Origin of the sequence: Kitasatospora nipponensis, assembly GCF_039528135.1 — a bacterium.
Taxonomy (GTDB): Bacteria; Actinomycetota; Actinomycetes; order Streptomycetales; family Streptomycetaceae; genus Kitasatospora; species Kitasatospora nipponensis.
On sequence record NZ_BAAALF010000104.1, the window covers coordinates 1 to 18526 of the forward strand.

General features: G+C 73.5%; 17 protein-coding genes and 2 pseudogenes. 3 read left to right on the forward strand and 16 right to left on the reverse strand.

The features are described from left to right. Positions 1–398: pseudogene (locus ABD323_RS25095) on the forward strand (hypothetical protein); the annotation flags it as partial. A 38-nt stretch (positions 399–436) separates the two neighbouring features. Here ABD323_RS25095 and ABD323_RS25100 read toward each other — a convergent pair. Further along, on the reverse strand, positions 437–1288 hold the full coding sequence (locus ABD323_RS25100; protein WP_344444208.1) for an SDR family NAD(P)-dependent oxidoreductase: 852 nt from the start codon (positions 1286–1288) through the stop codon (positions 437–439). Positions 1289–1396: 108 nt separating this feature from the next. On the opposite strand from ABD323_RS25100, the gene ABD323_RS25105 reads away from it, so the two are divergent. Then, a complete protein-coding gene (locus ABD323_RS25105; protein ID WP_344444209.1) occupies positions 1397–1825 on the forward strand; it encodes a MarR family winged helix-turn-helix transcriptional regulator in 429 nt (142 codons plus the stop codon). A 111-nt stretch (positions 1826–1936) separates the two neighbouring features. On the opposite strand, the gene ABD323_RS25110 is transcribed toward ABD323_RS25105, so the two are convergent. Both ABD323_RS25110 and ABD323_RS25115 read right to left on the reverse strand, forming a co-directional pair. Further along, the gene (locus tag ABD323_RS25110; RefSeq protein WP_344444210.1) at positions 1937–3466 is read right to left on the reverse strand and encodes an amino acid permease; all 1530 of its coding nucleotides are present in this window, start codon (positions 3464–3466) and stop codon (positions 1937–1939) included. A gap of 219 nt (positions 3467–3685) precedes the next feature. Continuing rightward, on the reverse strand, positions 3686–4636 hold the full coding sequence (locus tag ABD323_RS25115) for a hypothetical protein (RefSeq protein WP_344444211.1): 951 nt from the start codon (positions 4634–4636) through the stop codon (positions 3686–3688). Positions 4637–5006: 370 nt separating this feature from the next. On the opposite strand from ABD323_RS25115, the pseudogene ABD323_RS46210 reads away from it, so the two are divergent. Next, positions 5007–6236 (forward strand): annotated as a pseudogene (locus tag ABD323_RS46210) (NsdA family TPR-like regulatory protein); the annotation flags it as partial. A 102-nt stretch (positions 6237–6338) separates the two neighbouring features. On the opposite strand, the gene hypE reads toward ABD323_RS46210, so the two are convergent. The 13 genes from hypE to ABD323_RS25180 all read right to left on the reverse strand — a co-directional run bounded on the left by hypE (position 6339) and on the right by ABD323_RS25180 (position 18450). Then, on the reverse strand, positions 6339–7358 hold the full coding sequence (gene hypE, locus ABD323_RS25125) for a hydrogenase expression/formation protein HypE (protein ID WP_344444233.1): 1020 nt from the start codon (positions 7356–7358) through the stop codon (positions 6339–6341). An 85-nt stretch (positions 7359–7443) separates the two neighbouring features. Further along, positions 7444–8568, reverse strand: coding sequence for a hydrogenase formation protein HypD (gene hypD / locus ABD323_RS25130; protein ID WP_344444213.1), 1125 nt, complete (start codon positions 8566–8568; stop codon positions 7444–7446). Then, positions 8565–8936 carry a HypC/HybG/HupF family hydrogenase formation chaperone gene (locus ABD323_RS25135; protein WP_344444214.1) on the reverse strand — a complete coding sequence of 124 codons (372 nt, stop codon included), beginning with the start codon at positions 8934–8936 and terminating at the stop codon, positions 8565–8567. Before ABD323_RS25135 ends, hypD begins: the two co-directional genes overlap by 4 nt. After that, positions 8909–11305 carry a carbamoyltransferase HypF gene (gene hypF / locus ABD323_RS25140; protein WP_344444215.1) on the reverse strand — a complete coding sequence of 799 codons (2397 nt, stop codon included), beginning with the start codon at positions 11303–11305 and terminating at the stop codon, positions 8909–8911. The genes ABD323_RS25135 and hypF overlap by 28 nt, the downstream gene beginning before the upstream one ends. Further along, a complete protein-coding gene (gene hypB / locus ABD323_RS25145; RefSeq protein WP_344444216.1) occupies positions 11302–12165 on the reverse strand; it encodes a hydrogenase nickel incorporation protein HypB in 864 nt (287 codons plus the stop codon). Before hypB ends, hypF begins: the two co-directional genes overlap by 4 nt. A 5-nt stretch (positions 12166–12170) precedes the next feature. Then, on the reverse strand, positions 12171–12551 hold the full coding sequence (gene hypA / locus ABD323_RS25150) for a hydrogenase maturation nickel metallochaperone HypA (protein WP_344444217.1): 381 nt from the start codon (positions 12549–12551) through the stop codon (positions 12171–12173). Between the two features lie 190 nt (positions 12552–12741). Further along, positions 12742–12846 (reverse strand): DUF6893 family small protein, encoded by a 105-nt coding sequence (locus ABD323_RS46085; protein ID WP_425556148.1) that lies wholly within the window; start codon positions 12844–12846, stop codon positions 12742–12744. After that, positions 12831–13403, reverse strand: coding sequence for a hydrogenase maturation protease (locus ABD323_RS25155; protein ID WP_344444218.1), 573 nt, complete (start codon positions 13401–13403; stop codon positions 12831–12833). The genes ABD323_RS46085 and ABD323_RS25155 overlap by 16 nt, the downstream gene beginning before the upstream one ends. Continuing rightward, positions 13400–14788: a hypothetical protein gene (locus ABD323_RS25160; protein ID WP_344444219.1), complete on the reverse strand. Its 1389-nt coding sequence runs from the start codon at positions 14786–14788 to the stop codon at positions 13400–13402. Before ABD323_RS25160 ends, ABD323_RS25155 begins: the two co-directional genes overlap by 4 nt. Next, positions 14785–15510 (reverse strand): DUF6084 family protein, encoded by a 726-nt coding sequence (locus tag ABD323_RS25165; protein WP_344444220.1) that lies wholly within the window; start codon positions 15508–15510, stop codon positions 14785–14787. The genes ABD323_RS25160 and ABD323_RS25165 overlap by 4 nt, the downstream gene beginning before the upstream one ends. Continuing rightward, positions 15507–16154, reverse strand: coding sequence for a DUF5947 family protein (locus tag ABD323_RS25170; RefSeq protein ID WP_344444221.1), 648 nt, complete (start codon positions 16152–16154; stop codon positions 15507–15509). The genes ABD323_RS25165 and ABD323_RS25170 overlap by 4 nt, the downstream gene beginning before the upstream one ends. After that, on the reverse strand, positions 16151–16675 hold the full coding sequence (locus tag ABD323_RS25175) for a hypothetical protein (protein ID WP_344444222.1): 525 nt from the start codon (positions 16673–16675) through the stop codon (positions 16151–16153). The genes ABD323_RS25170 and ABD323_RS25175 overlap by 4 nt, the downstream gene beginning before the upstream one ends. Further along, a complete protein-coding gene (locus ABD323_RS25180) occupies positions 16672–18450 on the reverse strand; it encodes a nickel-dependent hydrogenase large subunit (RefSeq protein ID WP_344444223.1) in 1779 nt (592 codons plus the stop codon). The genes ABD323_RS25175 and ABD323_RS25180 overlap by 4 nt, the downstream gene beginning before the upstream one ends. Between the last annotated feature and the right edge of the window lie 76 nt (positions 18451–18526).

Genomic DNA, 18526 nt, shown 5'->3' on the forward strand with positions numbered 1-18526 from the left:
CTCCCCCCCGCGGCCCCCGCCCCCAGGGGCAGCGCGCCGGCCGCCGGCGCGCTGCCCTCGGCCGCCCCCACGACCACCGCCGCCCGCCCGCCGGCCCCGCACATCATGGACTTCGCCCAGGGCCCGAGCGCCCCGCCCCGGTCACGGCCGCCGGTCCCCGCCGCGCCGGAGCAGGCCGGCGCCGGGGCCGCGGGGGGCGGCGCGGGCGGGGTGGACGGCTGCTCTGCGTCCCGTGGACCCTGCCGCCGGACGCGGGCGGCGCGCCCGGGGCCGGCTGCCGCTGGCTGCGGGCGCACGGCTACCCCGCGTTCGCCGTCCACGGCCGTGACCGGCTGGTGCTGGACACCGACCGGGACGGCGTCGCCTGCGACCGGGGCGACGCCGGCGCCACCGGCTGACCCGGCCGGACGGGCCCGACGGTCCGGCGCGGGAGGGGTCAGCTGATCCAGGCCGAGGTCATCGCCTGCACGGCCGAGCCGTCGAGGTCGGCGAGCTTCCCGCCGGCGAACGCGGCGGCCGCGGCCGAGGTCTGGATCCGGAACGCCGGCCGCGGCGCCTGGAGCGCCTCGACGATGGGGGCCGCCGCCTGCGCGGAGGTCTGGGCGTTGGCGAACGCGCCACGGGTGCGCTCCAGGTACGCCGCCAGCGCGGGACCGTAGGGCCCGGCCGCCTCGACGGCGCCCGGCCCGACGCCGACGTTGCTGACGAACTCGCTGGTCACCGGGCCCGGCTCGACCACGCTGACCGCGACGCCCAGGCTCCCGGCCACCGGGGCCAGCGACTCCATGAAGCCCTCGACCGCGAACTTGGCCGCGCAGTACGCCTCGTTGAACGGCTGGCCGATCACGCCGCCGACGCTGGTGACCGTGATCACCCGGCCGTGCGCGGCCCGCAGGTGGGCCAGCGCCGCCTTGGTCACGTGCAGGACGCCGAAGAAGTTGACCTCCATGACGTCGCGCACCGCCTCGATGCCCTCCTGCTCCAGGGTGCCGACGTGGCCGGAGCCGGCGTTGTTCACCACCGCGTCCAGCCGCCCGTGGTCAGCGACCACGCCGGCCACGCAGGCCTCGGCGGCGGCCGCGTCGGTCACGTCCAGCGGGCGCACCTCGATCCGGTCGGCAACGCCGGCCTCCTTGGCCGCGTCCAGCAGCGCGCCCGAGCGCGCGGTGTCGCGCATGGTGGCGACCACCTGCCAGCCCGCCTCGGCGGCGGCCAGCGCGGTGGCCAGGCCGATCCCGGTGGAGGTGCCGGTGATCAGGACGGTCCGGGTGCTCTCGCTCTTCGTCACGGTCGCTCGCCTCTCGGTGCTCTCAGTACTTATGACTCATAACTACTATCGTTGATAACTATGCAGTCCGATATTTCTGGCTGTCAAGCTCTTCGGTAGAGTGCAGGCATGGTTCACCCGTCCGACCAGGTCACCCCGCAGGTCGTCGCGCTCTTCGCCGCGATCAACCGGCGCTACACCCGCGAGTCCGAGCGGGCCGCCGGCGCGCACGAGCTCACCGCACTGCAGGCCAAGGCCCTGCTGGCGGTGCAGCAGCCGGTGCCGATGCGCCGGGTGGCCGAGCTGCTGCACGCCGAGCCGTCCAACGTGACCGCCATCGTGGACCGGCTGGAGTCGCGCGGTCTGGTCGAGCGGCACGCCGACCCCGGCGACCGCCGGGTCAAGCTGGTCGCCGCCACCGCCGCCGGCCGCGAGGTCGGCACCGACCTGCGGGCCCGGATGCCGTTCGCCGCCGCGCCGCTGGCGGCGCTGAGCCCCGCGCTGCGCGCCCACCTGCGCGAGCTGCTCCAGCTGGTCCTCGGCGACGACCCCTCCTGACCTCCGCCCCCAGCGCCCGCCCGGCCCCAGGACGACGCCCCCACCGACGACGGCGCCGCCCCCGGTCGAAGGACCGGGGGCGGCGCCGTGGTGCGAACAGGTGGCTGTGGACTACCAGCCGGCGGTCTCCATCGCCGCCTGCTCCGCGCCGGCCCGCTTCTGGTTGCGCGGGTGATCACGCTTGAGGAACCAGGTGCGCGCCGAGACGAACCACCACAGGGCGGCGAAGCCGACCACGATGGCCACCGCCACCGGGGCGTAGTTGAAGTTCTTCGCGGTGATCGGGTTGACCTGCGGCAGCATGAACAGCACGGTGATCAGCAGCACCCAGCAGACCGCGACGATGCCGATCGGACGGCTGAACTTGCCCAGGTGCCACGGGCCGCGCTGGAAGTTCTCCCCCTGGCGCAGCCGCAGGAAGGTCGGGATCACGTAGGCGATGTACAGGCCGATGGTGGCGATCGAGGTCACCGCGGCGTACGCGGTGGCGTTGATCAGGTCCGGCAGGCCCAGCGCCAGCGCGCCGCCGACGGCCAGCCACACCGCGTTGGTGGGCGTGCGGGTGTTGGGGTTGATCTGGTGCCAGACCCGGCTGAAGGGCAGCGCGCCGTCCCGCGAGAAGGCGTAGATCATGCGGGAGTTGGCGGTGACCGAGGCCATGCCGCAGAACAGCTGGGCACCGATCACGATCAGCAGCAGCAGCTTGCCGCCGGTGGCACCGAGGGCGTCGATGAAGACCTGCGCCGGCGGCACGCCGGTGGTGGTGTTCAGCGTGCTGTCCCAGTTCTGGATGGCGAAGGTCAGGCCGACGATCAGCACGAAACCGGCGATCCAGGAGAGCCAGATCGAGCGGACGATGCCGCGCGGGCCGGCCACCGCGGCGTCGTTGGTCTCCTCCGTCATGTGCGCCGAGGCGTCGTAGCCGGTGAAGGTGTACTGGGCGACCAGCAGGCTCAGCAGGCCGACGTAGAACGAGGAGTGGAAGCCGGTGCCGTTGACGAAGTGCCCGAAGACGAAGCTCGCCGACTGGTGGTGCGAGGGCACGATCGCCAGCGCGCCGACGATCACCAGCACGCCGCCGACGTGCCACCAGACGCTGACGCTGTTCAGGATGGCGACCATCCGCACGCCGAAGGTGTTCAGCGCACCGTGCAGCAGCAGGATCGCGGCGAACAGGATCATGGTGTGGTCGGCACTGGTGGCGAAGCTGAACTGCAGGTCCAGGTAGGCGTTCAGGAAGGTGGCCGCGCCGAAGTCGACGCCGGCGGTCACCGCGACCTGGCCCAGCACGTTGAACCACCCGGTGAACCAGGCCCAGGCCGCCGCCGAGCGCGGCGGGGCCATCTCCTTGGCCCAGAAGTACAGGCCCGCGGAGGTCGGGTAGGAGGAGCAGACCTCCGCCATCGCCAGGCCCACGACCAGGGTCATCGCCCCGACCAGCACCCAGCCCCAGGTCAGCATGGCCGGGCCGCCGGTGTTGAGACCGAACCCGTAGAGGGTCAGGCAGCCGGACAGGATGGAGATGATGGTGAAGGAGACCGCGAAGTTCGAGAAGCCGGACATGCGGCGCGCCAGCACCTGGGTATAACCCAGTTGGGCCAGGCGCTCCTCATCTGACATGTGGTCGGGTTCCAGGGGCATGGTGGATCTTCCTCTCGGGGGGCGAGGCCGTGATCAGGCCGGGGAAAGCCTGGTGCGGGAGACTAGGGGATGACGATCGGGGAAGGAATGGGCTGGGCACCGGAACGGACGCGTGGGAGAGCGTCCCGGTGGCCGTGGCGAGCCGGCCTGCGGCCGGCACGGCCTGCGGCAGCGGCGTCAGTGCCGTTGCTGGTGAAGTAAGTTGACGATGCCTCAGGTCTAGCGTCGCCAACGCGTGGCCTTGGTCGAACTCATCGCCCGATCGCGGTGTTTGAGGAACAGCTGCTCCGCCTCGCCGCAGTAGGCCCAGGGCAGTCGGCCGAAGTGCGGGCCGAGTTGCTCGAAGACCTCCCGCGCCTCCTCGTGGCGGCCGGCGAAGGACAGGGCGTGCGCCAGGTAGTTGGCGTCGTCCATGAAGTTGGCGTGCCGCTGGGGTGAGCGGTAGCGCCACCAGTGTTCCAGCACCCGGTCGATGTCCGGGCAGTCGGTCCACGGATGGATCGTCATCCCGTAGTTGCGCGGGTTCTGTTCCATCCGGTGCCGGTAGTGCTCGGCCTGGGCGACCAGCAGCAGGACCGCGATCGGCGTTCCGTGCGGCGCCTGTTGGGCCCGCTCGTGCGCCCAGTCGAACATCAGCGCGCTGGTGCCCTGGTTGCGGGGCATCAGGTACGCGAGCAGTTCGTGGTGGCCCTCGCGACTGTACGGATCGCGCCGGCAGACCTCGTCCCAGAGCTGCTGCATCAGCGAGCCGTCGGGTGCGAGGGTGCGGGTCAGCGCCATCAGCACCAGCCAGGGCGAGGGGTCCGGCGGCGCGGCGTCGGCGGCCTGCAGACTGGTCTGCCAGGCCAGGTCCAGCAGTTCCTGGCCCTCGGCCTCGCCGGCCAGGATCGCCCGCAGCGCCTGGACGTGAGCGAGCATCACCAGTGCGTCCACGCTGTCGGGTTCGGCCGCCGCCCAGGTCTCGGCCCAGCGCAGCCGCACCCCCTGGCGCGCCAGGATCTGCAGTCGGAAGACCCGTCGGTCCCAGTCGTGCCCGGTGGCGGCGATCAGATCGCGCGGCCCGTCCCAGCGGCCCATCGCGGCGTCCTCGCAGACGGTGCGCAACATCCGGTCGTCGCGGGCCGGATGGGAGTCCAGCGCCTGCGCGTTGCGGCCCGGTCCCTTAGCCACGGCAGGCCCCTGCCATCAGTAAGAATAGGGACTTCGGTGTCACGGCCGCTCTTCTCCGTTTCCCGAGTCCGAGCACAACCGTGCGGACTCCGGGTGATGTCTACATGCCAATACGCAGCGTCAGCGTTGGGTCGCGCTCTGCGGAAGAAGAAAATCAGACCTGCGTACGGTCGCAATAGGGCTCACAGGGGGTCCACTCGCCCAAACAGGGCGCACAAGGGGTCACAGTCGGACACGAATTCGCTCATCTCACCCCGAGGGCCCCGGATGCAGCCCTACAGTCCCCTGCATGAGCAGTGGTACAGACATCGCACCTGCCCCCGCACGGCGGGCGAACTGGCAGCTCACCGCTCTCATCGAGCAGGCCGCCATGTCCAACAAGCAGTTCGCCCGCGCGGTTCGGGACACCGCGGTGCGCCACGGACGTGACGCCAAGTGCACCCACACGAGCGTGCAGCGCTGGCGCGACGGGCGGATGAGCCGGGCGGTGCCGCCCGAACTCATCGCCGAGACACTGTCGCTGGCACTGGGTCGGATCGTCAGTGTCACCGACATCGGCATGGCCGGTGCCACCCGTACCAGTCAACCCCCGTGGACGGCCGAGTTCCTGGACGATCCGGCCGAGCTCACCAGTACGCTGCGCGCCCTGTGGGTCAGTGACCTGGACCAGCACAGCTCGACCCGCGGCGAGATCCCGGCGGGCGCGCTGAGCGGCCCGGCCCTGCACTGGCTGGTGGCCGACGCCGCCCCCGCGCCGGTGGGTCGCGGCACCGGACCCGGCAGCGGCCTGGAGGTGACCGCCGCCGACCTCACCCGGTTCCGCAGCACGCTGCAGGCCTTCGACCTGATCGCCCGCCGCACCGGCGGCGCCGCCGCCCGGCTGCCCGCCGTGCAGTACCTGCACAGCAGCCTCACCCCGCTGCTGACCGGCCGCTACTCCGGGGCCACCGGCCGCAGCCTGTTCGGCGCCGCCGCGCTGGCCCAACTGGCCATCGGGCGCTACACGCACGACGCGGGACTGCACGGACTGGCCCGGCGCTACCTGCTGCTGGCGCTGTGCCTGGCCCACCAGGCCGACGACCGGCTGCTGGGCGCGCACATCCTGACCACGCTGGCCGAGCACGCCTACACCGTCGGCGACCAGCAGGCCACCTTCAACCTGGTGCGCGCCGCGCTCACCAGCACCACCGGCCACAGCCCGCGGGCCCGGGCCGCGCTGCACGCCGCCGAGGCCCGCGCGCAGGCCGCCCGGCAGAACGCGGCGGCGGCCGCGCTCAGCCTGGGCCGGGCCGCCAAGGGGCTGGCCCGGGCCAGCCCCGACGACGTGGCCTGGCTCGACTACTTCGGCCAGGCCGAACTCGCCGACACCGGCCTGCGCTGCCGCCTGGACCTCGGCGACTACGCCGGCGCCCGGGCCGAGGCCGCGCTGGCGAGCGCCGCCCGCGCCCCGGAGCGGCTGGTCGACCAGGTGCTCGCGCACTGCCTGCTGGCCACCGCGTACTTCCGGCTCGGCGAGCCGGCCGAGGCCTGCACCGCCGTCGAGGCGGCGCTGGACGGCGCGGAGGGCATGCAGTCGGCCACCGTGACGGGCCAGTTGGCCCAGCTCTCCGGCTACCTCGACCCCCACCGCGAGACCCGGCGGGCCGCCGCCCTGATCCGCCGCATCCGCGGCGCCCGCCCGGTCTGGGGCCGGCGCCGGCCCTCAGCAGATCCGCGGCAGCTGCTCCCCCAGCGGCAGGTCGACCACCCGGGTGCCGCCGAGCGCGGTGCGCGCCACCACCATCCCCGGGTGCTCGGCCACGCACTCGCCGATCACGGCCGCCTGCGCGCCCAGCGGGTGGGCGCGCATCGCGGCCAGCACCGCCTCGGCGTGCTCACGCGGGACGAACGCCACCAGCTTGCCCTCGTTCGCCACGTACATCGGGTCCAGGCCCAGGATCGCGCAGGCGTTGGCGACCTGCGGCGGCACCGGCACGCTGCGCTCGACGATCGTCACGCCGACCTGCGCCGCCGCCGCGATCTCGTTCAGCGCGGCGGCCAGCCCGCCCCGGGTGGGGTCGCGCAGCACGTGCAGGTCGGGGGTGACCGCCAGCATCGCCTCCACCAGGCCGCCGAGCGCGGCGCAGTCGCTGCTGATCTCCACCCCGAACTCCAGGCCCTCGCGCACGCTCATGATCGCCACGCCGTGCAGGCCGATCTCCCCGCTGACGATCACCACGTCGCCCGGCCGCGCGCGCTGCGGGCGCAGGTCGACGCCGGCCGGGATCAGGCCGATCCCGGCGGTGTTGAGGTAGAGGCCGTCGCCGTGGCCGGACTCCACCACCTTGGTGTCGCCGGTCACCACCTCCACCCCCGCGGCCCGGGCGGCCGCCCCCATGGCCTGGGCGACCCGCCCGACCACGGACATCTCCACGCCCTCCTCCAGGATCGCCGCGCAGGAGAGGTAGGCGGCCCGGGCCCCGCTCATGGCCAGGTCGTTGACGGTGCCGTTGACCGCCAGGTCGCCGATGCAGCCACCCGGGAAGAAGAGCGGGCGCACCACGAACGAGTCGGTGGAGAAGGCGAGTCGGGCGCCGCCCAGGGTGAGCGCCGCCGAGTCGGCCAGCGCCGCCTGGGTGGCGCTGGCGAAGGCCGGGCCGAAGACGTTGGCCACCAGCTCGGCCGACATCGCGCCGCCGCCGCCGTGTCCCATCACCACCCGCGGGTAGTCGCGCAGCGGCATCGGGCAGCTCCAGCCGGAGAAGTCCGGTGCACCGGTCGCCGCTGCGGTGAGGGTGCCGGTTAGGGTGCCGGTGAGGGTGTCGGTGTCAGCCAACGGGGCTCGCCTCCAGGGATACGGCCGGCACGCCCAGCCTGCGGTAGAGGTAGTAGGCCGCGCAGGCGCCCTCGCTGGAGACCATGGTGGCCCCCAGCGGGGTGCGCGGGGTGCACAGGGTGCCGAAGGCCTCGCACTCGTGCGGCTTGAGCAGGCCCTGCAGCACCTCGCCGCTGCGGCAGGCGGCCGGCTCGCGGGTGGTGATCGCCGCGACGTCGAAGCGGTGCTCGGCGTCCTGCTCGCGGTAGCGCTCGGAGAGCCGCCAGCCGCTGGCGGGGATCACCCCGATCCCGCGCCAGGCGCGGTCGGTGACCTCGAAGACGTCCTCCAGCATGGCCCGGGCCGCCGCGTTGCCCTCCTCGCGCACCGCCCGGGGGTAGGCGTTCTCCACGGTGTGCTCGCCACGCTCCAGTTGGCGCACCGTGCGCCGCACGCCCTCCAGGATGTCCAGCGGCTCGAAGCCGGTGACCACGATCGGCACCCGGTAGCGCTCGGCCAGCTCCGGGTACTCCTCGGTGCCCATCACGCTGCAGACGTGCCCGGCGGCCAGGAAGCCCTGCACCCGGCAGTGCGGCGACTCCATGATCGCGCTGATCGCGGGGGGCACCCGCACGTGCGAGACCAGCATGCTGAAGTTGCCGATCCCCAGCTTCCTGGCCTGGTGGACCGTCATCGCGTTGGGCGGGGCGGTGGTCTCGAAGCCGATGCCGAAGAAGACCACCTCGCGCTGGGGGTTCTCCTGGGCGATCCGCAGCGCGTCCAGCGGCGAGTAGACCACCCGCACGTCGCCGCCCTCGCCGCGCACCCGGAACAGGTCCCGGTCGCTGCCGGGCACCCGCAGCATGTCGCCGAAGGAGCAGAAGATCACCTCGGGGCGGGCCGCGATCTCCAGCGCCTTGTCGATCACCTCCAGCGGGGTGACACAGACCGGACAGCCCGGGCCGTGGATCAACTCGATCCCCTCGGGCAGCAGTTGGTCGATGCCGTGCCGGATGATGGTGTGCGTCTGGCCGCCGCAGACCTCCATCAGCGCCCACGGCCTGGTCACCGTGGCGCGGATGTCGTCCAGCAGCCGCCGGGCCAGCTCCGGGTTCTGGAACTCCTCCAGGTACTTCACTGTCCGTCCTCCCGCACCACGTGACCCGCGCCGGCCGCACCGACCTGCGCGACCTCGGCGACTTCCTCGACCGCTTCGAGACCGCCCCAGGCCGGCTCGCCGGCCGCTGCCGCCGCCTCCCAGGGGTCGCCGAACTCCTCCTGGAGGAGGCCGAGTTCGGCGAACAGGTCGAGCGTCTTGCGGGCCGACTCCTCGTCCAGGCGCTGCAACGCGAACCCGACGTGCACGATGGCGTACTCACCGACCCCCAGGTCGGGCAGGTACTCCAGGCACACGTCCTTGACCACGCCACCGAAGTCGACGACGGCCATCCTGGTCCCGTCACGCTCCATGATCTCCACTACCCTGCCAGGTACCGCCAGGCACATGGGCTTTCCTCCTCTCCGGCGACCGCCCGTGCGGCCACCATCAGTTGACCGAGGGCCAGCCCTCCGTCGTTGGCCGGCACCTGGCGGTGCCGCAGCACGGTGAAGCCGTCCGCCCGCAGGGCCCGCGCGCAGCCCGCCAGCAGCAGGGCGTTGCCGAAGACGCCACCGGTCAGCGCCGCCGTGCGCACCCCGTGCTCCTCGCGGGCCACGCCGCACAGCCGGCGCACCAGATCGGTGACGGCCGCGTGGAAGCGGGCCGCGATCAGGCCCGGCTCCGCGCCGGAGCGCAGGTCCGCCAGCACCGCCGCGAGGACCGGCGCCGGTTCCGCGAGCAGCGGCGGCGGGCCCGCCTGGTGCGCGCCGTCCGCGCGGCGCAGCGCGAAGCGGTAGCCGTCGGCGGGGCCGTGCGCCAGGGCGGCGGCCTCCAGCTCGATGGCCGCCTGTGCCTCGTAACCGGCCCGGTGGCAGACCCCGGCCAGCGAGGAGACCGCGTCGAAGAGGCGGCCCATGCTGGAGGTCGGCACGCAGTTCAGGCCACGCTCCAACTGTCGCTCCAGCACGACGCGTTCGTCCTCGGGACAGGCCCGCACACAGGGCAGGTCGGCGGACCGATCGAGGCCGGCGGCGTGCAGGTGGGCCAGCGCCATCCGGTAGGGGCGGGCCACCGCGGCGTCCCCGCCGGGCAGGTGGGCGTAGGCCAGGTGCGCCAGCCGCCGGAAGCCGGCGTAGTCGGCCAGCAGCACCTCGCCACCCCAGACCGCGCCGTCCTCACCGTAGCCGGTGCCGTCGAAGGCCACCCCGATCACCGGTTGGGCGCCGTCCAGGCCGTGCTCGGCCATCACCGCGGCGACGTGCGCGTGGTGGTGCTGGACCCGGTGCAACGGGCGTCCCTGCGCACGGCGTTGGGCCCGGTGCGCGGAGCGGTAGCCGGGGTGGCGGTCGGCCGCCAGCAGTTCGGGCTCGACCCCGGTGACCGATCTCAGGTGGTCCACCGCGCGGTCGAAGGCGTGCAGCGTGCCCAGGTCGTCCATGTCCCCGATGTGCGCCGAGAGCCAGGCCGCGCGGCCGCGGGCCAGCGCGAAGGTGTTCTTCAGGTCGCCGCCGACCGCGAGCACCGGGCGCACCGGCAGCGGCAGCGCGATCGGGCGCGGCGCCCAGCCGCGCGAGCGGCGCACCGGCAGCGGCTCGCCGTCCACCACCCGCACCACCGAGTCCTCGCACGGGACCCGGATCGCGCGGTCGTGCGTCAACCAGCCGTCGACCAGCGGCGCGAGCCGCTCCAGCGCCTGCGCGTCGTCGATGACGATCGGCTCGCCGGCCAGGTTGGCGCTGGTCATCACCAGCAGCCGCGGCCCGGGCGGATCGCCGGGCAGGCCCAACAGCAGGCGGTGCACGGGGGTGTAGGCGAGCATCACGCCCAGGTCGGCGCTGCGCGGGGCCACCGCCGGCGCCACCGCCCCGGCGAGCGCGCCGCGGGCGGTGGCCAGGCGCCGCAACAGCACGATCGGGCGCACCGATCCGCTGAGCAACTCCCTTTCGATGTCGCCGAGTTCCACCAGGCCGTCGAGGTCGGCGAGGTCACCGGCGAGCAGCGCGAAGGGCTTGTCACCGCGGTTCTTGCGCCGGCGCAGCAGCGCCACGCTCTCCTCGTTACCCGCGTCGCAGGCGAGGTGGTAGCCGCCCAGGCCCTTGACCGCCAGGATCGCGCCCCGCGCCAGCAGTTCCCTGGCCCCGGCCATCGCCGCCCCCGCCACCTGGTCCGCCGCGCCCGGCACGACCAGGCGCAGCTGCGGACCGCAGGCGTGGCAGCAGAGCGGCTGGGCGTGGAAGCGCCGGTCGGCGGGGTCGGCGTACTCGCGCGAGCAGAGCGCGCAGAGCGGGAAGCCGGCCATCGTGGTGTTGGCCCGGTCGTAGGGCAGCGCGGTGACGATGGTGAAGCGCGGCCCGCAGTTGGTGCAGCTGATGAAGGGGTGGCGGTGCCGGCGGTCCGCCGGGTCGGCCAGTTCGGCCAGGCAGTCGGCGCAGGTCGCGGCGTCCGGCGGGATCAGCGTGCGACTGGGACCGATGGGACTCGAGGCCAGGATGGTGAAGCCGCCGGCCCCGGTGGCGGCCAGCGGCTCGTGGCGCACCGAGGCCACCTCGGCCAGTGGCGGCGCCTCGGTGGCGACCCGCCGGCAGAAGGCGTCCACCGCCTCCGCCCGCCCCTCGATCTCGGCGAGCACGCCCTCGGCGGTGTTGGTGACGTGGCCGGCCAGGTCGAGCTCGGTGGCCAGGGTGAAGACGAACGGCCGGAAGCCCACGCCCTGCACGACCCCCCGCACGGCGACCCGTCGCCGCTGCCGGTCCGCGACCGGCTGCGGGGTCGTCACCTCGGCTCCCCCACCGGCTGCTGCGGCCGGCCGTGCGGCCCGGCGTGCGGCTGGCCGGGCGACTCGGCGTGCGGGTGCGGGTGGTCGGGCAGGTGCGGGTGGTCGTGCGGATGCGCATGGCCGGCCGCCGGCGACGTCGTCGCCGCGGGCGGGACCGCCGGCGGCAGGTAGGACATCACCGGCCGGTGCACCGCGGCACCCTCCAGCACGCCCAGCGCCCGCTCCAGCAGCGCGCCCACGCCCTGCCCGGTCCGCGCCGAGGTGAAGACCACCTCCACCCCCGGGTTGACCCGCGCGACGTTGCCCAGGAAGGCGGCCTCGTCGAACTCCACGGCGCCGGCCAGGTCGGCCTTGGTGACCAGCACCAGGTTGGCCAGCCCGAAGGCGGTGGGGTACTTGAGCGGCTTGTCCTCGCCCTCGGTGACCGCCGCCAGCGCGACCCGCAGCGTCTCGCCGAGGTCGTAGGAGGCCGGGCAGACCAGGTTGCCGACGTTCTCCACGAAGAGCAGCCGGGTCTCGGTGGGCAGCCAGTCGCTCAGGTAGCCGCGCAGCATCACCGCCTCCAGGTGGCACAGGCCGCCGGTGAGCACCTGCCTGACCGGCGCGCCCGAACGGGCCAGCCGCTGGGCGTCGTTCTCGGTGGCGAGGTCGGCGGTCAGGGCCGCCACCGGCACCCCGCGCCGGTGGGCCAGCGCGAGTTCGGCCTCCAGCAGCGCGGTCTTCCCGCTGCCCGGGCTGGAGAGCAGGTTGATCACGGCGGTGCCGCGCGCGGCCAGTTGGGCGCGCAACTCCCGTGCGCTGTCGTCGTTCTTGGCGAGCACGGCCTGCTGGAGGCCGTACAGGTCGGGGGTGCGGCACATCGGGTTCAGCCTTCCTGGTCGGCGGCGGCGTACGCCGGGCCGTCGGCCCACTCGACGTCGAGGATCTGCAGTTCGCGCCCGGCCAGCAGGTCGACCTGCCCGCCACGGCAGTGCGGACAGGTCAGGTCGGGCGGCATCCCCACCGCCCACTCGGCCTCGCACGGCCGGCACCGGGCGCGCGCCGCGACCGTCTCGAAGGCCAGTTCGGCACCCGCCAACACCGTTTCGCTGCAGGCTAGTTCGAAGCAGAAGGCGAGCGAGTCCGGGACCACCCCGGCGAGTTCGCCGACCTGGAGGCGGACCACCGCCACCGCGCCGCGGCCGTGCTCCCGGGCCGCCTGCTCCACCTGCTCCACCACGGCCATCGCGATCGACATCTCGTGCATCGGCCTCGTTCCCCAGGGGGTGATCGGGTGGCGGCGGCGCTGGCGACAGCACCGCCGGCCGGCGGTGGGCAGGGCCGGGCAGGACCCAGTAAAGGGGCGCGGTGGCGGCCACGGCTCGCAGCCGCGCCGCCACCGCGCCCCTCGCTCCGCCATTCGCAGTAAGCGCGGACGGCCGTGGGCGGACCCGCGGTCACATCCGGCGGATCGCCAGGTAGCGCTTGAGGTCGGGCATGGTCTGGCGGGCCAGCGCCCCCAGCACCGCCGCCAGTGTTCCGAGGATCAGGACTTTCCGCATGGTGACGCCTTTCTCATCGTCCGGCTCGCTGTCGTGGCGGCCGGGTCGGCTGCGTGGCGGGACTCGCCCTGCCACGTCTCCTCCTCTGCGAGGACCCGCAGGATCAGCTCGACCGCCTCGTCCACGGCGGCGGTCACGGGGGCGCTCAGCCCGATGCCCTCCTCGACCGACTCGGGCTGGCAGCCGACCACCAGCACCCGCTCGGGCGGCGCGGTGCCGGTACCGGCGCTGAGCGTGGCCAGCAGGGCCAGCACCGCGTCCGGGTTCATCCGGTGGCCGTCCAGGGCGACCGCCTCCACCGGCCCGGCGGTCGGCTCGATCATGACGACCGTGCCCGGCGCGAGACCCCGGTCGGTCGCGTCCACCAGGACCAGCGTCCGGTAGCCCTCCAGGAGCTGGTAGGCCAGGTGGACGCCGCGGACCCCGAAGTCGACCACCTCGACGTGCGCCGGCAGCGGGCGGGTCCGCAGCCGGCGCACCGTCTCCACCCCGAAGCCGTCGTCGCCCAGGAAGAGGTTGCCGACCCCGGCCACCAGCACGCGGTCCACCCCGCTCACCGCTCCTCCGCCAGCGGGGCGACCTCGTCGGGCTGGAAGTAGCGGAAGCGCCCCTGGGCCCGCCACAGGTCGGCGCCCGGATCGCCCTCGATGGTCACCGCCAGGTGCACCGAGCCGTCCACGTCGTGCAGCACCGCCTCCACCAGCGCGCTGCGCCCGTGCAGGAAGAGGTCCTGGGCGTCGGTGCGCCGACGGCCGGGCTTGAGCAGCACCCGGCTGCCGGCGCCCACCCGCTGGCCGTCCACCAGCACGGTGTCCGTCCCCGGATCCACCGACCGGTCGCCGCCCGGGTCCCACCAGGGCTGCTCGGGCTGGTCGAAGGCGGTGGCCGCGCTCTCGCCGGTGACCTCGCGCAGCGAGCGGACCGCGCCGTGCAGGCGCTCCAGCACCTCGGGCGGCATCGAGTCGGCGAGGTCGATCACCGCGCCGGCCCGCTCGTCCGTGCCGCGCGCCTCGCGCTTCTCCCGCTCGGTCAGCGCGGAGGTGCGCAGGGCGAGGATCTCGTCGATCTCGGTGGCGTCGTAGAGCGTCCCGATGCTCTCGGGGGCGATCTGCGGGTGGTCCTCCAGGATGATCGGCGAGGAGAGCAGCACGTCGTCGCGGCCGGCCTCGCCGGCCAGCACCGGCCAGGTGTGCTCGTTGCGGCACTCGGCGACCGCCGCCCGGGCCCACTGCGGCGGGTCGGTCACCGACAGGAAGGTGCCGCGGTCCAGCCCCAGCAGCAGGTGCGCGGAGACCAGCGAGCGCGGCAGCGCGGCGTCCCGCTCCGCGCCGGGCTGCGGCTGCCAGGAGGTGGTGTTCTCCACCACCGCGGTCAGCCGCAGGGTGCTGTACGGGCCGGGGATCTCGGCGGCCGTCAACCGCAGGACGCCGTCGAGCCGTTCACTGCGCCGAAGCAACCGGCCCACCGTGCGGTCGCCCTCGCGCAGCAGCTCCTTCTCCTGCTGGGCCGGCCGGTGGAACGGCACGCTCACCCCCTCACCCAGCAACTCGGCGACGGGAACGACGAGTTCGACCCGCTCCTCGACACCCTCGTCCCAGGCCGTCAGCACCCGGTCGGCCAGCTCCAGCTCCTGGACCGTCTCGAACGCCTCACCCTCGCAGGCGCGTTGCACGGTGCGCCGGCGAGCCCGCAGGAACCGCAGTTCCACCGCGAGGGACGCGCCCGCGCGCGGCTCGATCAGGCACTCGGTCCGCTGGTGGGTGTGCTCGCCGCTGTCCGCCCCGTAGCCGGGCGGCACCAGCACGCCGAACTGCCAGCGCAGCCGGTTCTTGGCCGCCGAGGCCCGGTAGGGGTAGAGCACATAGCCTTCGAAGAGCACCGCGTCGGCGATCTGCCGGGCCGTCGCGAACCGGGCACTCACCTGCTCGGCCACCTCGGTCATCGCACACTCCCTTCCACCGGCGCCGCGTCGCCCAGCACCTCTGTCAACTCCACCGCCGGCGGCACCACCGGTCCGAACAGCGCGGTGTCCAAGGGCAGTCGGGCCTCGGCCAGCAGCCGTCGCACGGTCGCCTCCCAGGACGGCAGGGCGCGCTCGGAGCGGTATTCGAGCAGCGCGTCCATCAGGTCACCCGGCAGCCGCAGCCATCCGCAGCCGGGGAAGTGCTGCTCGATCGCCTCCTGCCAGACGGCCACCGGCAGCCGCACCGAGGCCTCCTGGTCCCAGGGCACGGGTGCGACCTGGAACCCGCCGGGCCCGGTGAAGGCGGTGCCGGAGAAGAGCATCAGCACCGGCGCCTGCCCGTCGTCCAGCGCCCGCAGGTAGCGACCGGCCGTCAGGTCCAGGTCGTAACTGCACGGCACCACCAGGTCCGCCTCGGTCTCCTCGGTGAACCCCGGTACCAGCAGCGCGACCTGCGCGAACTGCACCGGGTTCAGTGTGCTGCCCCAGCGCGAGCGCTCGCCGAACAGGTCGGCCAGCCGCTCGCCCTCCGCCTGGCTGTAGGCGCGCCGGGCCGGCTCGAAGCGCAGCTGGCAGCGCAGCGCCAGCGCGTGCACCCGCTCGCCCGCCCCGGCCCGGATCCGCAGCCGGAAGATCAGCGTGGGACCTGCCGCGTACGGGTCGGAGCGCACCCCGGTGCAGCTGAAGCTCAGCGTGCTCACCGCACCACGTCCTCACGCGGCGCGCGGACCCGCTCGGCCAACCGCCGGAAGAATCCCTCCAGTTCGGCGCGGGCCTCGGCCCCGCCGTCGAAGCCCTGCCAGCACAGCCGCATCCGGCCGACCAGTTCGTAGCAGAGGTCGATCGGCACCAGGTAGCACTCGATGCGGCCCGCCGCGCGGCGCAGCAGCAGCGCCTCGACGTCGGGCTGCAGCAGCGCGGCCAGCCGGTTGTTCCCGAGCACCTGCTGCCAGGTCTCCTCCTCCAGCTCGCTCTCGGTGGCGCCGGCCGGGCTCGGGTAGAGCGCGACCAGCCGCTCCAACTGGGCGTTGCGGAACAGGAAGGCGGTGCTGACCGGGATCCGCAGCGCCTCCCAGGCGGCCTCGTCCAGGCCGCCGTCCGGGTCCGCCAGGTAGCGCCCCGGCAGGCCGCGGTAGCGCCCGCCGGCCGCCCCGGACTGCTCGAAGAGCAGCCCGCAGGCGGTGCAGGCGCAGGTCAGCGCACGCTCCTCGGTGTCCACCAGGTGCCGGTGCTCGCTGGGCAGCGGCAGGTGGCAGAACTCGCAGCGCGGCGGCTGCGGGGGCGCCGGCTCGCGCAGCCGGCGCAGCAGCGCGGTCCCGGGGCGGGTCACCTGCGACGTGGTCACCGGACCTCCGCCGAGACCGGGGGACGGGTGGAGATCTGCAGCAGCGGGGCGGGGGCGGCCACCAGCTCGACCGCCGCCACCTCCGGCGCGAAGCAGCCGAGCGCGTCCTCCAGGGCGGTGCGGGCGGCGTCCTCGGTGCCGCCGCAGCCGCACCCGCCGCCGCTCTGCTCACGGCGCACCCGCAGCGTGCCGGTGGCCGCCTCGAAGGCCACCACCTCGACGGGGTGCGCGGGCACCGACTCCAGCGCCCGGGCGATCCGGGTGCTGACGTCCTCGGGGTGCAGGTCGTGCAGGACCAGCAGTCCGGCCGCGGCCGGGTCCACCAGCGCGCCGCGCAGCGAGCCCGGCGGCAGCAGTTCCACCAGCCGCGACAGCCCCTCGCGGTGCAGCGCCAGCAGGTCGCGCACCAGTTCCTCGCCGGCCGCGGCCAGCGCCGGGTCACCGCTGTCGGCGAGCTGGTCGAGCACCTGCTGGACCCGCAGCCCGGTCTGCTCCGCGGTGACGGCTCCCGCCCGGCTCATTCGGCTAGTCCGCTCAGACCGGTGGGCACGTGCATGCTCTTGACCGTGCGGCCGTCGCCGACGTACATGTGCACGCCGCAGGGCAGGCAGGGGTCGAAACTGCGCACCGCGCGCATGATGTCGATGCCCTTGAAGTTCTCCGGGGTGTTCTCCTCGAAGATCGGGGTGTTCTGCACCGCGTCCTCGTAGGGGCCCGGGGTGCCGTAGCTGTCCCGGACGCTGGCGTTCCACGGGGTGGGCGGGTACGGGTGGTAGTTGGCGATCTTGCCGTCGCGGATCACCATGTGGTGCGAGAGCACCCCGCGCACCGCCTCGGTGAAGCCGCAGCCGATGCTCTCGTCCGGCACCTCGAACTTCTCCCAGGTCTGGGTGCGCCCGGCCCGCACCTCGGCCAGCGCCTTCTCGGCGAAGTGCAGGGCGGCGGCGGCCGCGTACGCCTGGAAGTAGGTGCGCGCCCGGTTGCGCTCGATCGCGTTGCTCCACTGCGGGATCTTCCACTCGAAGGTGGTCTCCGGCTTGGTCATCGAGCGCGGCAGGTTGATCACCACGCTGTGCCCGGTGGCCTTGATGTAGCCGATGTCGACCAGCCCGGAGAGCGCGGTGGACCACAGCCGGGCGATCGGGCCGCCGCCGGTGTCCAGTGCGAGGTAGTCGGTGCCGTCGAACCAGCGCGGCGACATCACCCAGCTGTACTTGTCGTCGAAGTCGCGCTTCTGCGGGGCCGGGATGGTGTGCTGGTTCCACGGGTGGCGCGGGTCGACCGGGTTGCCGAGCGGGTCGTGCGTGACGAACTGCTCCTTGCCCTCCCAGTCCTGGTAGTACGAGCTGCCGAGCAGGATCCGGATGCCGAGGTTGATCCGGGTCAGGTCGTTGGTGACCAGCTTGCCGTCCACCACCACGCCCGGGGTGACGAACATCCGCCGGCCCCAGTCGGTCATCTTGTTGTAGGTGAAGTCGCAGTGGTCGGGGTCGTTGAGGCTGCCCCAGCAGCCCAGCAGGATCCGGCGGCGGCCGACCTCCTCGTAGCCGGGCAGCGCCTGGTAGAAGAAGTCGAAGAGGTCGTCGTGCAGCGGCACGACCTTCTTCATGAACTCCACGTAGCGCATCAACCGGGTCAGGTAGTCGGTGAAGAGCTGCACGGTGGCGACCGTGCCGACCCCGCCGGGGTAGAGCGTGGAGGGGTGCACGTGGCGGCCCTCCATCAGGCAGAACATCTCCCGCGTGTACCGGCTGACCTGCAGCGCCTCGCGGTAGAACTCGCCCTCGATGGGGTTGAGCGAGCGCATGATGTCGGCGATCGTCTTGTAGCCGTGGTCGCCCGCGTGCGGGGCCTCGGTGCGCTCGGCCAGCTCCAGCACGCCCGGGTTGGTCTCGCGGACCATCTTCTCGCAGTAGTCGACCCCGACCAGGTTCTCCTGGAAGATGTTGTGGTCGAACATGTACTCGGCCGCCTCGCCGAGGTTGATGATCCACTCGCCCAGGTGCGGCGGCTTCACCCCGTACGCCATGTTCTGCGCGTACACCGAGCAGGTGGCGTGGTTGTCGCCGCAGATCCCGCAGATCCGGCTGGTGATGAAGTGCGCGTCACGCGGGTCCTTGCCGCGCATGAAGACGCTGTAGCCGCGGAAGACCGAGGAGGTGCTGTAGCACTCCGCGACCTTCTTCTGCTTGAAGTCGATCTTCGTGTGGATGCCCAGGCTGCCCACGATCCGGGTGATCGGATCCCAGGACATCTCCGTCAGGCCGTCGCCGGCCGCCTTCGTCGTCGGTGCCATCGTGTCTGTCGTGCCCTTCTGCGAACGGGGGACTGTGGTCAGCGGGAGGCCGCCCGCGCGGGGCGGGCGGCCTGCA

What these genes read in the sequence shown, in the direction of transcription:
- ABD323_RS25105 (WP_344444209.1), top strand. Translation starts at nt 1,397, where the DNA reads ATGGTTCACCCGTCCGACCAGGTCACCCCGCAGGTCGTCGCGCTCTTC.
- ABD323_RS25110 (WP_344444210.1), bottom strand. Translation starts at nt 3,466, where the DNA reads ATGCCCCTGGAACCCGACCACATGTCAGATGAGGAGCGCCTGGCCCAA.
- hypE (WP_344444233.1), bottom strand. Translation starts at nt 7,358, where the DNA reads ATGCCGCTGCGCGACTACCCGCGGGTGGTGATGGGACACGGCGGCGGC.
- ABD323_RS25135 (WP_344444214.1), bottom strand. Translation starts at nt 8,936, where the DNA reads ATGTGCCTGGCGGTACCTGGCAGGGTAGTGGAGATCATGGAGCGTGAC.
- hypB (WP_344444216.1), bottom strand. Translation starts at nt 12,165, where the DNA reads ATGTGCCGCACCCCCGACCTGTACGGCCTCCAGCAGGCCGTGCTCGCC.
- hypA (WP_344444217.1), bottom strand. Translation starts at nt 12,551, where the DNA reads ATGCACGAGATGTCGATCGCGATGGCCGTGGTGGAGCAGGTGGAGCAG.
- ABD323_RS46085 (WP_425556148.1), bottom strand. Translation starts at nt 12,846, where the DNA reads ATGCGGAAAGTCCTGATCCTCGGAACACTGGCGGCGGTGCTGGGGGCG.
- ABD323_RS25160 (WP_344444219.1), bottom strand. Translation starts at nt 14,788, where the DNA reads ATGACCGAGGTGGCCGAGCAGGTGAGTGCCCGGTTCGCGACGGCCCGG.
- ABD323_RS25175 (WP_344444222.1), bottom strand. Translation starts at nt 16,675, where the DNA reads ATGAGCCGGGCGGGAGCCGTCACCGCGGAGCAGACCGGGCTGCGGGTC.
- ABD323_RS25180 (WP_344444223.1), bottom strand. Translation starts at nt 18,450, where the DNA reads ATGGCACCGACGACGAAGGCGGCCGGCGACGGCCTGACGGAGATGTCC.